Annotated in this window: 12 protein-coding genes and 1 pseudogene; 5 read left to right on the plus strand and 8 right to left on the minus strand. The window is 72.9% G+C overall.

What is annotated here, in order from left to right; translation table 11 throughout:
- Window positions 1–22: 22 nt before the first annotated feature.
- Window positions 23–2638 (plus strand): CHAT domain-containing protein, encoded by a 2616-nt coding sequence (locus OG767_RS13800; protein ID WP_405093750.1) that lies wholly within the window; start codon window positions 23–25, stop codon window positions 2636–2638.
- 67 nt (window positions 2639–2705) lie between these two features.
- Here OG767_RS13800 and OG767_RS13805 read toward each other — a convergent pair whose 3' ends face one another.
- Both OG767_RS13805 and OG767_RS13810 read right to left on the minus strand, forming a co-directional pair.
- Window positions 2706–5147, minus strand: a complete 2442-nt coding sequence (locus OG767_RS13805; RefSeq protein WP_405093751.1) for a DUF4132 domain-containing protein — start codon at window positions 5145–5147, stop codon at window positions 2706–2708.
- On the minus strand, window positions 5140–5532 hold the full coding sequence (locus OG767_RS13810; RefSeq protein WP_281940212.1) for a hypothetical protein: 393 nt from the start codon (window positions 5530–5532) through the stop codon (window positions 5140–5142). The genes OG767_RS13805 and OG767_RS13810 overlap by 8 nt, the downstream gene beginning before the upstream one ends.
- Before the next feature lie 196 nt (window positions 5533–5728).
- On the opposite strand from OG767_RS13810, the gene OG767_RS13815 reads away from it, so the two are divergent.
- From OG767_RS13815 to OG767_RS13830, 4 genes and pseudogenes are all read left to right on the plus strand, one after another.
- Window positions 5729–6379 (plus strand): hypothetical protein, encoded by a 651-nt coding sequence (locus OG767_RS13815; protein ID WP_405093752.1) that lies wholly within the window; start codon window positions 5729–5731, stop codon window positions 6377–6379.
- A gap of 273 nt (window positions 6380–6652) precedes the next feature.
- On the plus strand, window positions 6653–7090 hold the full coding sequence (locus OG767_RS13820) for a hypothetical protein (RefSeq protein WP_405093753.1): 438 nt from the start codon (window positions 6653–6655) through the stop codon (window positions 7088–7090).
- Window positions 7091–7093: 3 nt separating this feature from the next.
- Window positions 7094–7198, plus strand: a pseudogene (locus tag OG767_RS13825) (IS5/IS1182 family transposase); the annotation flags it as partial.
- Window positions 7199–7404: 206 nt separating this feature from the next.
- On the plus strand, window positions 7405–8247 hold the full coding sequence (locus OG767_RS13830; RefSeq protein ID WP_405093754.1) for a hypothetical protein: 843 nt from the start codon (window positions 7405–7407) through the stop codon (window positions 8245–8247).
- Window positions 8248–8291: 44 nt separating this feature from the next.
- Here OG767_RS13830 and OG767_RS13835 read toward each other — a convergent pair whose 3' ends face one another.
- The 6 genes from OG767_RS13835 to OG767_RS13860 form a co-directional block, all read right to left on the minus strand.
- Complete coding sequence (locus OG767_RS13835; protein WP_405093755.1) at window positions 8292–8765, minus strand: RidA family protein; 474 nt, start codon at window positions 8763–8765, stop codon at window positions 8292–8294.
- A gap of 11 nt (window positions 8766–8776) precedes the next feature.
- Window positions 8777–9601, minus strand: a complete 825-nt coding sequence (locus OG767_RS13840) for an ABC transporter permease (RefSeq protein ID WP_281940219.1) — start codon at window positions 9599–9601, stop codon at window positions 8777–8779.
- A 3-nt stretch (window positions 9602–9604) separates the two neighbouring features.
- Window positions 9605–10384, minus strand: a complete 780-nt coding sequence (locus OG767_RS13845; protein WP_405093756.1) for an ABC transporter ATP-binding protein — start codon at window positions 10382–10384, stop codon at window positions 9605–9607.
- Window positions 10369–11463: an ABC transporter substrate-binding protein gene (locus OG767_RS13850; RefSeq protein WP_405093757.1), complete on the minus strand. Its 1095-nt coding sequence runs from the start codon at window positions 11461–11463 to the stop codon at window positions 10369–10371. Before OG767_RS13850 ends, OG767_RS13845 begins: the two co-directional genes overlap by 16 nt.
- A gap of 105 nt (window positions 11464–11568) precedes the next feature.
- A complete protein-coding gene (locus tag OG767_RS13855) occupies window positions 11569–12537 on the minus strand; it encodes an LLM class flavin-dependent oxidoreductase (RefSeq protein ID WP_405093758.1) in 969 nt (322 codons plus the stop codon).
- Window positions 12530–13300: an N-acyl homoserine lactonase family protein gene (locus tag OG767_RS13860; protein ID WP_405093759.1), complete on the minus strand. Its 771-nt coding sequence runs from the start codon at window positions 13298–13300 to the stop codon at window positions 12530–12532. Before OG767_RS13860 ends, OG767_RS13855 begins: the two co-directional genes overlap by 8 nt.
- Between the last annotated feature and the right edge of the window lie 15 nt (window positions 13301–13315).

Genomic DNA, 13315 nt, shown 5'->3' on the forward strand with positions numbered 1-13315 from the left:
TTGGTTCGGGGACTCTTTGGGCATGCCCGACAGCACCGGTTCCGGTGCCGGCACGGCCCAGGCGGCGCTCGACGCCGTCCAGCGCTACCCGCGCGAGGCGATCGCGATCGCCCAGCGGGTGCTGGCCGCCGGGCCCGCGGCCGGGGCCGACGAGCGCTCCACCGCCGAGCGGGCCGTCGGTCTGGCCCTGCGGGAGCTCAACGACCTGCCCGGCGCGCTGCGCCACCTGCGCCGCGCGGTCCGGGCCGCCGGCACGCCCCGGACCCGGGCACTGGCCCGGATGAGCCTGGGCTACGTGTTGGCCAACGCCGGTCACACCGCCGCGGCGCTGCGCGCGGTGACCGCCGCGCTGCCGCAGCTCGTCGGCGCCGACGCGGGACGGGCCCGGATGCAGCGGGGCGTGGTGCTGCACTACCGGGGCCGCTACGACGAGGCGGTACGCGACTACGGCCTGGCCGTCGACATCGCCCTGCGCGAGGGTGACCTGTTGCTGGAGGCGCGGGCGCGCAACAACCGAGGGCTGCTCAACGCCCACCGGGGTGCCGCCGGCGGCACCGACGACGACCTGTCCCGCGCGGCTGCCGCCTTCCAACGGCTGGGCCTGGACCTCGCGGCGGCCGACGCCCGCTGGAACCGCGGCATCGCGGCCGGCCAGCGTGGCGACATCGCCGGCGCGCTGCGCTGCTTCGCCGCCGTCGACGAGGAGTACCGGCGGCTCGCCGTACCCCGGCCGGCGCTGCTGCTGGACCGCGTCGAGCTGCTGCTGTCGGTGCCGCTGGTCGACGAGGCGGTGGTGGTCGCGACAGCGGCCGTCCGGGAACTGGGGCGCCGGGGCATGGCCTCCGACCTGGCCGAGGCGCTGCTGGCCCGGGCCCGCGCGGCGCTGCTCGCCGGGGACCTGGACACCGCGACCGAGGCCGCCGCCGCGGCCCGGGCCCGGTTCCGTCGCCAGGGCCGGCCCACCTGGGCCGCCTTCGCCCGCCACGTCGAGCTGCGCGCCGAGTACCGTCGCGGCACCCGCTCGGCGCGCCTGCTCACCGCCATGGCGCGTACCGCCGACCAGCTCGACGGCACCGGGTGGCCGGGGCCGGCGCTGACCACCCGGATCGAGGCCGGCCTGGTGGCCGCCGCGCTGGGGCGGCCGGGCCGGGCCCGGAACCTGCTGGCGGTGGCCGCCCGGGCCCGCCGTCGCGGCACCGCCGACCGACGGGCACAGGGCTGGTACGCCCTGGCCCTGTCGCGTCGGCTCGGCGGGGACGAGCCCGGGGCCGCCCGGGCGCTGCGCCGCGGGCTGGCCGTGCTCGACCGGCACCGGGTGTCGCTCGGCGCGACGGAGCTGCGTGCCCACAGCGGAGCGTACGGTCAGGAACTGGCGGCCGAGGGCCTCGACATCGCGGTCCGGGCGGGCGCGCCGGCGCGGGTCCTGGCGTGGGCGGAGCGGTGGCGGGCCAATGCGCTGCGGGCCCGGCCGGCCCGGCCCCCGGCCGACCCCGACCTGGTGGCGGCGCTCGCTGAGCTCCGACTGGTCAGCGGCCTGCTCGAAGACGAGGTGCTGGCCGGCCGGCCGGCAACCGCCCTGCGCGGCCGGCAGGCCCGGCTGGAGCAGCACATCCGGGACCTGGCCCGGCGGGTGCCCGGTGGAGGCGTCGTGCTGGCCCCGCCGGGGGTGGGCGCGCTGGCCGCGCGGCTCGGCTCCCGGGTGCTGGTCGAGCTGGTCGCCCACGGCGACCGGATCCGGGCGGTGCTGGTCCGCGACGGCCGGGCCAGCCTGCACGACCTGGGCCCGCTCGCCGCCGCGGTGGACCTGGCCCGCCGGCACCGGTTCGCCCTGCGCCGACTGGTCACCACCGGCGACGAGGCCGCCGCGCGGGCGGGGGCCGGCCACGCCGCGACCGCCCTGGACCGGCTGCTGTTCGCCCCGCTGCGGCCGCGGCTGGCCGACCGGGCCCTGGTGATCGTCCCGGTCGGGGCGCTGCACGCGGTGCCCTGGTCGGCGCTGCCCACCTGCGCGGGGCGTCCGGTGACCGTCGCCCCCTCGGCCACCGCCTGGCTCGGGGCGGACCGGCGGGAGCTGCCGATTGGGCCGCCGGTCCTGGCCGCCGGCCCGCGCCTGCCGGCCGGGCACCTCGAGGTGCGCCGGCTCGCCCAGGTCCTGCCCGGGGCGCGGCGGCTCACCGGGCCCGACGCCACCGCCGCGGCGTTGACCGCCGCGCTGGACGGGGCGGGGCTGGTGCACATCGCCGCCCACGGCACGTTCCGCGCGGACAACCCGCAGTTCTCCACCCTGGAACTGGCCGACGGGCCGCTGTTCGCCCACGAGTGGGAGGCGGTCGCCCGGCCGCCCGGCTGCGTGGTGCTCTCCGCCTGCGACTCCGGCCTGACCGGGCTGCGCCCCGGCGACGAGGTCATGGGGTTCACCGCGGTGCTCCTGGCGCTCGGCGCCCGGTGCCTGATCGCGACCGTGCTGCCCGTGCCGGCCGAGCCCACCACGGCACTGATGCTGGACCTGCACGCGCGGATGCGGACGGGTGCCGGCCCGGCGCGAGCCCTCGCCGACGCGCAGCGGGCCTTCGGTGCGGCAGGCGACGGTCCCGCCCGGGCCACCGCGGCGGCGTTCGTCTGCTTCGGGGCCGGCTGACCGGAGCGGGAACGGCCGCTCGGCGGCGGCGAGAGCGTCGGCGGTCCAGCCGAGCTGCTCCAGTCGGTCATGGGACGAGCTGCCGCAGCACGGTGGGGTCGGTGATCGTGTCGTCGGCGGCGAGCATGATCGCTTTCGACAGGATCGTCGAGAGCATCGGGTCGTCCTCGAACGGCAGGTGCAGCCGCCCGGCGCCGCCGCGTGCCGGGACGATGCACAGGTAGGCGTCGTGGGGCTCCATCATGATGTTGCCCGAGCCGAGGTGGATCCGGTAGCCGCGCATGGTCCCGCGTACGTGCAGGTACCGATCCGTGAGGGTGACCCGGTCGGCGATGGCCATGCGGGGGAGCAGCCGGGCCAGGGCGTCGCGGCGTACCTGCGCCGACGGGGCCAGCGGCCCGACGGCGGTGCGGTGCCAGTAGTCCCGGAATCGGTCCTCGCCGCGGTCGGCCCACTGCGGGTCGGTGGCGATCGAGGTGACGCCGACGAACAGGTCCACGTCCCGCATCGCCTCGGTGAACACCAGCGGCGGTACGTCCGCGACCGGTGCGGGTCGCCAGGTCGCGCCGTCGGATCGGGCGAAGCGCACCTGGTCGGTGGAGCAGTGGTGGACGTCGTGGTCGCCCGGGTCGTCGCTGTCGACGAGTTGGTGGTGGAAGGACGCCCGCCAGGCGCCACCGCCGAAGAGCTTCGTGGCTTCGCTGTCGTACCCGCCGTCCCACGTGCCCAGGTAGCCGGCCTGCCAGCCGCGGGCGCGCATGAGCGCGTTCGCCTGGCGGTAGCGCAGGATGTGCGCGGCGAACCGGTTGGAGTAGGAGCCGGTCCGCTCCTCGGCCGGCGTGAGCAGGTAGACCTCGCGGAACGCCTGCTTGAACGGTTGCGTCAGGCCGGCGGCGAGCACCCGTTCCCGCCAGGCGAGGGTCTCGTCCACCCGAGCGCGGACGGGATGCCACAGTCGGACCCGATCGCCGGGTACCGGTCGCCCGTCGAGACCGACGATCGTCCACCCGTCGCCGTCCCTGCGGGGCAGGCCCGCCGACCAGCGCCGCCCGTCGGTGCTGGTCTCCCAGAGCAGCCGCCGCCCGTACGTTCCGGTGATCGGGTGGTCCGGGAAGCGCGACACCCAGTCCGCATACGTCCAGGTGCGGTCCTCGGACAGCAGCGCCTCCACCCGCTGGCGTTCGGAGGTCAGCGTCGCGTTGACGCTCTTCACCAGGCCACGGAGCTGCCTCAGCTCGTCGGCGTGCGTCTCCTTGACCGCCGCCGGGACACCCTTGAGCGCGGTGCCGCCGCGCGCGAAGGTCAGGCGCGCCTTCTCGCCCTCGACCCGCACCGTCGCCTCGTACGGGCCGACCGGGGTCCGCCGGCATCCGTCGGAGTCGAGCCCGTGGTCGTCGACGGCGAGTTCCATCACCTCGCTGAGCGACCACCCGCGCAGGGCGCCGAGGTGCGCCAACGCGGTCTGCACCCGACTGCGTACCGCCTTGTTCCGCACCGTCACCGCGAGCCGCGCCAGGGTCCGCGCCGGCGCCTCACCGGCGCGCTCCGCGAGCAGTCGCACGGCCGCGATCGCGGTGCGCTGGGCGTGCGGGAAACCGGACGCCTGGCGGGGCGCGGCCGAGGCGACGGCGGTGACCCCGGCCAGCAGGTCGGTCGCCGCCTCGTCCGACTCCCGCGACAGCGCCCAGGCCAGGCCACGCAGGAGACGGTCCGTGTCGTCGTGCACGGACCGGTGGTGGGCGACGAACGCCGCCAGGAGCGCGTGGACCGCCTTCCTCCCGTCGGCGGCGCTCGCGAGGTGCCCGTCGAGGACGCGCAGCCACCGCGCCGGCGCCGCCGGCTTGTCGAGCGAGGCGCAGTGCGTCAGCAACTCGGCCACACCCGGCGCGGCCAGGACGTCACCCAGGCCGGCGCGGACGAGCGGACCGAACTCGTCCCCGTGGTGCAGCAACCAGGACGGCACGCGGCGACCCGTGGCGCGGTCGAGCGCCTCTCCGATCAGCGTGACGACCCGGCGTCGGGGACCGGCCGACGGGACGTGGCGCGTGGTGAGTTCGGCGAACAGGGCCGACAGCGCCGGCGCCAGATCGGCCAGGTCGGCGGGGGTCAGGTGCCCGGCGATCGTCGCCGGCAACTCCAGATGGGCGCCGTCGTCGTAGCCGTGCCCGCGCCCGGCCACCTCCAGGCACCACAGCAGATCCGCCCGGGTCCACTCGGGCCCACCGTCGGCGAGATTCCGCAGGACGTCGTTCAGGGCGGTCGGACTCGAACTGGTCGCCGCCTCCAGGTGCATGGCCAGGGCGGCGCGGCGGCGAAGCTCGGCCGACCACGACTCGGTGACGGTCCACTCCGGCGTGCGGGTCACCGACGCACCCCGGTAGTAGGTGATCGTTCTCCCGATCACCGCCCGAATCCGGGCGTCCGCGTCGACCAGACCGGTCTCGACCCTCCGGCGGTCCGCCGCGCCCAGCGCGGGAAGCAGCCGCGCCCAGCCCCGCACGTCAGCCACCCACCAGGGGAACGAGCCGCACGAAGGCCACCTCGGGATCCGCGAGCAGGTCGATCTCCTCGTCCAGATCCTCGACCTGGTGGTCACCCACCAGCAACACGAAGCCGTTGCGGGCGAAGGCGGCACACGCCGCGTCCGCCTGACGCTCCCAGTCCAGCCGCCGGCCCCGGCCGACCCGGTAGCCGTTCAACGTCGCCTCCGCGTCGGTCGGCCGCACCAGGCCCCGGAAGAGGTCCGCCTGGTCGGCGTTGAACCGCGCCACCTCCTCGCGTACCCGCAACCGGACCAGCTCCCGCGCGCGGATGCGCTCGGGCAAGCCGGTCAACGGCCACTGATCGATCGCCCTGCCCGTCGCTGTCTCGTCCCGAACCGTCACCGTGGCCATCGCGCCGTGCTCCTTGCCTTGAGGTGAGCGGCATCATGGCACGACAGTCCGACGGAACGACTCGTTCAGTCGCCCGGACACCAGGACCAGGAATCCCACGATCGGGCCACCCCACCGACCCGTGCTGACCGCCTCAGACGTCATGCAGCCCATGGACGGCTCAACCCGACCAAGCTCGATCAGCTATGTTGCCGGCGTGGAGATCCAGGTGTTGGAGCGTGCGCTGGTTGAGGCGCCCACGGCCGATGTCAGTGGCATGGACCGGCGTGCGTTCGGCGAGTTCGTGGGGCCGCGTGGCGAGTTGGCCTCGTACGCGTTCGGTTGGACCACCGGCTCAGACCCGCATATCGCCCGCCTGTCCATCGGGATTGGCGCCGGCAATCCTGGCGGTGGCACGTTCCACGCCGTCATTTTCGCGCACGAGAATGGTCACGCGTTCTCGCTCGTCGATGAGCCGTTCGAGCAGGTCCCGCAGGGCGGCCCGCACCTGAGCGCGGATCAGTCGCGCGCCCACGAGGACCTGCCGTTCGTCTGGTGGGTCGCCGACCACGCCATGCGGCACGATCGGCGAGCCGGTTGGATGCGGCACTGGTTGCTCGGCACCACCTGTATCCAGACCCCTGAAGTCTTCGAACGCCACGAGCCTGTCCTGTTCGTCAGTCACGACGCGGACGACGGCGTCTGGCAGTTGATCGGAGCCTCTGACGCGAGCGGCGGCACCGGCAAGGTCGGACACCTGCACCATGCCGTCGACGAGGACCCCACCCTGATCGACGTTCTTGACCTACCGCCCGGGAGCACCGCGGTACGCGCGGGCGTCGGAGAACCCTGGACCCCTGACGCCTGACCGCAATCGAGGCGTCTCCTACCGACTTTCAGCCAGCTGCTGGCGAACGGCGAACGGGGTGTCCGGATCTGCCGCCGAGAGGAAGCGGTGCCTCCAGGGATCCTGCGACTACCAGCGTCGTCTCCACCAGTGCCTCGCACCGGTTGCCCTCCCACGAGCATTGAGCCCTTTTCATAGTGGTGGCGCGGTGGGGGCAAGGTCACCAGGCCCGCGATGCGCCACGGCGTTCCTCCCGAACAAGCAAGGATCTTGCCACTCTGTAGCATGCCGCGCATGTATGCGCTCTACGCCTGGGGAAACTTCATCAGCGAGGTCGGACTCGACCGGCGGCCGGCCTGGCTCGACCCGGCGGTACTCCGCGGTGAACAACAGGTCATCGACGAAAGCCTGATGATCGGCGACACGGATACGCTGCTGGTCGACGGTCCCGGCACTCTCTTCGAGATCGATGGCGACGACGAGAATCTCGTGCCCGGGAGTGAGCTCATCGGCCGCGACCTCAGCGGCGTCGAGTGGCGGGTCTCCCGCATCCGGGCAGCCACCGACGGCACCCGCGAGGACGCCCTGCGCATCGTCGCGGTGATCGAGGAGGATGGCGACTACTACGAGGAAGATGAGCGGCACGAGTACAACTCGGTCCCGGTCGGCGAGGTCGTCACCCTCTGGGAAGACGCTCACGGCCAGTGGACGCTGGCCCTGGTCGAGCTCTGAAACTGGAAGATCCTCGACGAGCTGCGCTGCTGCCCCCGCCGCGCCACCGCGATCGTGCAAGCCATCCTCGTTCTTCAAGCCGCCGAGGACGCCCGCTACCCACGATGAAAATGGCTCATTGTCGACAACCGACCGTTCTTCTTGTTCGCATGGCGCAGACCATCCGAAGCCGGTAGTGGAATGCCGATCCCGAGCCCACCGGGCCAGTGGATTTTGGGGCCGGCAGTCGGTAACCGGACTGTGCCGGCCGCCGGCCGGGGCGCATCGTGGGAGTGGGACACGCCTGCTGGTGTTGGTCGGAGAGGGAGGCCGTCATGGAGCTGAACCGGCGGTTGGCGCAGGACCCACCGGACCGCAGCGCGAGCCAGGTGATCGGCCCCCATCTGCTCGGCAGGGTGTACCGGCCGGACCCGCGGGACTGGTCGCTGCCGCGGCTCATGGAGATCGCCGAGCCGCCGGAGGGGATCCGGCAGCGGACCATCGAGCAGGTGCTGAGCGAGACCACCTACTTCACCGACTGGCGGGCGTACCTGGTCTTCTGGCGCTGGCTCAAGAAGCAGGCCGGCGGGACCCCACCCGCGCCGGGCCCGACGCCGGCCGGTGACGGGGCCCCGGCCTGGCAGTTGCCGATCCAGCTCGACCAGGGCGACACCGGGCACTGCGTGGGCTTCGGCTGGACGGGCTGGGTGGACGCGACGCCGGTGCCGGGGGAGTTCCAGAACGCCGACGCGCACGCGCTGTACTACGAGTGCAAGGTGATCGACGGCGAGCCGCGGGCGGAGAACGGCTCGACCGTCCGGTCCGGGGCGCTGGCGCTGCGCGACCGGGGCCGGCTCGCGGCGTTCGCGTTCGCCGGCTCGCTGGCCGAGATCGACCAGTGGATCGACACCCAGGGCTCGGTGGTGGTCGGCACCAACTGGACGGACGACATGTTCCACCCGGACGCCGAGGGCTACGTGAAGCCGACCGGCAGGGTGGCCGGCGGGCACTGCTACGTGATGCTGGACCGGCTGGACTCCGAGCAGGCGTACCTGTTCCAGAACTCGTGGGGGAGCGGCTGGGGCCAGCACGGCCGCTTCAAGATCAAGTGTGCGGACTTCGCGGGCCTGCTCGCTGCCGACGGTGAGGCCTGCTGCGCCGCCGAGCTGCCGCACTGACCACGACGTCCGCCACGGACCGGGCTCCTTCCCCTCGACCGTGGTCATGCCTGCGGCGGGCGCACCTCGACGATCATCTCCGTCTCGCAGCAGATGTCCAGCGTCAGCGCGGCGACGGTGACCGCCGACCGGGCGTGCCGTCCGCGCTCGCCGTACAGGTCCATGAGCAGGTCCGAGCAGCCCTCGGCGACCACCGACGGTTTGTTGAAGCCGGGTTCGCCGTAGACGTACGCGTTGATCTTGACGATCCGGACCACGTCGTCCAGGTCACCGATCTCCCGGCGCAGCGAGGAGAGCAGCGCGAGCGCGTTGTAGCGGGTCGCCGCCCGCGCCTCGGCGACGCCGATGGCCACGCCGACCGGGCCCTTGAAGGGGTAGCCCCCCTCGTGGAACGGACCGTGGCCGGCGAGGTACACGAGGTTGCCGGTGCGGACCGCGCGGACCCGGCGGGTGCCCGGCTTCTCCGGCAGCACCGGCAGATCCAGGCCCAGTTCCGCGATCTTCTTCTCGATCTCCATGTGGCTGCTCCTCAGTTCCCGTCCCAGAAGACGATGCGTTTGCGGGCCAGCTCGATCAGCTTCGTCATGCCGATGCCCATCAGCCCGAGCAGGATGAGGATCGCGAAGACGGTGGCGATGTCGAGCCGGAAGTTGGCCTGGAGGATCAGCACGCCCAGCCCCATCTGGCCGCTGACGAACTCGCTGACGATCGCGGCGATGACCGCGTAGACCGCGGCGATCTCCAGGCCGGCGAAGATGAACGGCAGGGCGCTGGGCACGATCACCAGGCGGATGGTGAGCGCCCGGCCCGCGCGGAGCGAGCGCATGAGTTCGAGCCGCTCGGCCGGCACCGAACGCATCCCCGACACGGTGTTCACGAAGATCGGAAAGAACGTGACGAGGACCGCCAGCGCGACCTTCGACTCGATGCCGAAGCCCAGCCAGACCACCATCAGCGGGGCGATCGCGATCTTCGGTACCGCCTCGATCATGACGATGTACGGGCGGATGATCGCCTGCGCGGTGGGGGAGATGGCGACCAGGCCGCCCAGCAGGAGGCCGATGACCACGCCGCCGCCGAACCCGAGCAGCACCTCCTGGAGCGTGCGCCAGAAGTGCGGGTAGAAACTGGCCGGGCCGGTCTGCGCGAGCCCTCGCCAGAGCGACTGCACGACGCTGACCGGGGTGGGGACGAGCACCGAGTTGACCTGGGTGACCCGGACCGCGACCTCCCAGCCGACGATGATCAGCACCAGGGAGACCGGAAACCAGAGTCGCGCGGTGAGGCGTCGCTCGGCCGGCTCCGCGCCGCCGGGGAGTTTGCGGGCGGACAGGACTTTCTCCGACACTGCCATGCGTCACTCCGGTCGGTCGAGAAGCTGACGGATCTGGTTGGTGTACGCGCCGAAGTCCGCCGAGCCGGTGACCTCGAGTTCGCGCGGCCGGGGCAGGGTGACGTCGACGATCTCGCGGATCGTGCCGGGGCGTCCGGTCATCACGATGATCCGGTCGGAGAGGAACACCGCCTCGGCGATGCTGTGCGTGACCAGCAGGATGGTCTTGCCGGTCTGCTGCCGGACGCGCTCCACCTCGAGGTTCATCTGGTCCCGGGTCATCGCGTCCAGTGCCCCGAACGGCTCGTCGAGCAGCAGCAGCCGGGGATCCTGCAACAGCGAGCGGGCCAGCGCGGCACGTTGCTGCATGCCGCCGGAGAGTTCGCCGGGGTACTTCTCGGCGAACCCGTCCAGCCCGACCATCTCGATCAGGGCCCGGGCCCGGGGGCGTACGTCCCGGAACCGGCGGCCGGCCACGATCCCGGGCAGGGCGACGTTCTGCTCGACGGTCCGCCACGGCAGCAGCACCGCCTGCTGGAACATCAGGCCCACGTCGGTTCCCGGTCCGGCTCCGGCGGCGTTGATGTCCACCGTGCCCCCGGTCTCGCCGGTCAGGCCGGCGACGATGCGCAGCAGGGTCGACTTGCCGCACCCGGACGGGCCGAGGATGGAGACGAACTCCCCCTCGGCCACGTCGAACGACACGTCCGCCAGGGCGACGACCGGGGTGCCGGTCCGGGTGCCGTACACCTTGGACAGGCCCCGGGCCGACACCACCGGCGCCCGGGTCACGAGGTCGGCCACGAGGTCGCCTTCGCCCGGACCGCCGCCGCGTCGATCGCGCCGATCTTGGCGGCCACGTCGTTGGTGTAGAACGCCGAGACGTCCTTGACCTTGTCCTGGACGCCGAGGAACTGGACGTACGCCTGCCACGACTCCGCGGTGAACTGGCCGTACGGCTTCTCCGCCGAACCGTCGTCCTCGATCACGTCGATCCGGCGCTTGAGCACCGGCAGCGCGGCCTGCATGGCCTTGGCCCGGTCGCCGGTGGGGGCGAACTGCGGGTACTGCTCCCAGTGGATGCGGATGGCCGCCTCCGGGTTCGCCTTGGCGAACAGCACGGATTTGGTGTATGCGCGGGCGTATCCCGCCGCAGCCTCGGGGTTCTCGGTCAGCCAGGCGTTGCGGGCCAGCAGCCCGGCGCCGAAGAGGTCCGCGGTCACACCGGGCTTGTCGAGGTAGCGGAACTGGTATCCGGCGGCCTCCAGCGCGGCGTACCGCACGTCGTTGATGACCAGCGCGTCGATGTCGCCCTTCTTGAGCGACTCGGCCGCCGCCGCCTCGGTGCCGACGGCGACGAAGTCGACCGAGGCCGGGTCGACGCCGGCGGCGCGCAGGCCGGCCTTGGCGAAGAGTTCGAAACTGCCGCCCAGGGAGGCCAGGCCGATGGTGGCGTCCTTCAGGTCGGCGAAGGACCGGACCGGGCTGTCCGGCAGGACCGTCGCGTCGAAGAGGAACTTCGGCGCGACCTCGTAGAAGTACCGCAGGTCCAGGTTGCGTCCGTCCGCGGCGGCCTGCACCAGCACGTCCGGGCTGGGCGCGGAGATGTCGGCCTGACCGGCGGCGAGCAGTTGCAGGCAGGCGCCGGTGCCGCCGGCGACGGGCAGCATCTCGAGGGAGATCTTCTCCTCGGCGAAGTAGCCGAGCTTCTCGCCGATCCAGAACGGCGCGCCGCTGGCGGCGAGCGTCTCGGCGCAGTAGACGTAGCGGACCTTGCTGACTCCGTTCGCGTCGGCGCCGCCGCCCGCGCCGTCGTCGCCGCACCCGGTGGCGGAGAGCGCCACGGCGAGCACTCCGGCCAGGAACAACCGCTTTCTGATCATCCGACTACCTCCACGACCGTTCCGGATGGGCCCCCGACTGTCATGTTCCGTTTGGCGGAACATTGTTTCTATGGACGATGAAGCTAGGAGTGGTCGGGATCGCTGTCAAGACATCGCCCGGACGGCGGTGGCAAAGTCGGCCATCTGTGCCAGCGCGTCGTCGCCGCTGATCCGACCGGCGAACTTGACCACCAGATCGGTCACCCCGACCTCGGTCTCCAGTCGTCGCACCCAGTCGACGCAGGTGTCGAGGTCACCGACCACGTACCGGTCGGCCAGCCGGCTCGCGAAGTCCCCGACGCTGGCCCGGGTCACCATGGGATTGCCGCGCAGCAGGTGCAGTTCGTGCGAGACGCGCAGGTACTCCTCGGCGTCCCGCCGGGCCCGCGCGTCCGTCTCGCCCAGCACCACGTGTCGGACCAGGGGCCGGAACGCGGCCGGTGGCCGACCCGAGGCGGCCCGGTGCTGGTCCACGGTCGCGAAGCCTTGGACGACCTCGTCCACGGTGAGCGCCGCGTCCGGGAACCACGCCTCGCCGTGGCGGGCCGCCCGGCGCATCGCCGCGACCGACCGGCCGCCGACCCAGACCGGGACCGGCCAGGCGGGACGGGGGGAGAGCGTGAAGTCGGCCAGGGTGCGGTCGTCGTCCCGGTAGGAGACCGACTCCTGGTGCCAGAGCCGGTCCATCAGGGCCAGGTGACGGTCGGTGACGGCGCCCCGCCGGCGGGCGTTGGCGCCCAACGCGGCGAACTCCGGCTCGTCCCAGCCGATGCCCGCGCCGAGCACCGCCCGGCCCTCGCTGAGGTTGCTCAGCAACGCGAACTCCCCGGCCAGCCGAACCGGGTCGGCCAGCGGCAGGATCAGGATGTTCGTGCCCAGCCGGACCCGCTCGGTCCGGGCCGCGACCGCTGCCAGCACCAGTTGCGGCGAGGGCCAGTAGGTGGGGTAGCCGTGGTGCTCGCCGAGCCAGACCGAGTCGTACCCCATCGCCTCGGCGGCGACCGCCTGGGCGACGGTACGGCGCACGTCCGACCCGCCCTCGGGCAGCCGGACCCCGAGCCGGAGCCTAGCCACGGTCCACCGCCGGGTAGCTGGCCTGGTCGAACACCCGCATGTCGTGGCCGGGGAGCACCACGTCGGCGTGTTCGGCCAACCGGTCGAAGGACCGGTAGTAGTCCGCCAGGTTCACGTGGGTCCGGGACGGGACCACCCGGTAGGGCCCGGCGCCCCGCCAGTTCTCGAACTGGGCGCAGTGGTCCCCGGCGAGGGCGTACCGGCCGGCGGCGGTGTCCACCACCAGGGCGGTCATGCCGGGGGTGTGCCCCGGGATGTGCAGCAACCGCAGACCGGGACGGAGCGTGATGTCGCCCTCGATCAGCCGCGTCCGGTCCATGGTGGCCAGCCAGCGGGGGGTGAAGCCGAGCGCCGGCGCCTCGTAGGCGGCCTGGTGCACCGGGTAGGGCGCGATGGCGTACGCGACCTCGCTGCGCTGCACCACGAACTCCGCGTTCGGGAACAGGTGGTTGTTGCCGCAGTGGTCGTAGTGCAGGTGGCTGAGCACGACCGTCCGGACCGCGGCCGGGTCCACGCCGGCGGCGGCGAGCGCCACGGCCGGTTCCTCCTCGGCGGTGCGCTCGAACGGCCGATGGTGCCGGGTCACCCACTCCGCGTCCGGCGAGCCGGTGTCCAGGACCGTCACGTCGCCCCGGTCGTCCCGGACCACCCAGATGATGTGCGGGCTCTCCACCGTCTCCCCGGGGTGCTGCCCCCAGAGCAGGTCGGCCCGCCGGATGCCGGGGGCGCGGCCCACCCGTACCGGCACGATCTGCGATGTCATCGTCCTCCCGCCCCG

The sequence above is a fragment of the Micromonospora sp. NBC_01392 genome, assembly GCF_045040125.1.
Classification (GTDB): Bacteria; Actinomycetota; Actinomycetes; order Mycobacteriales; family Micromonosporaceae; genus Micromonospora.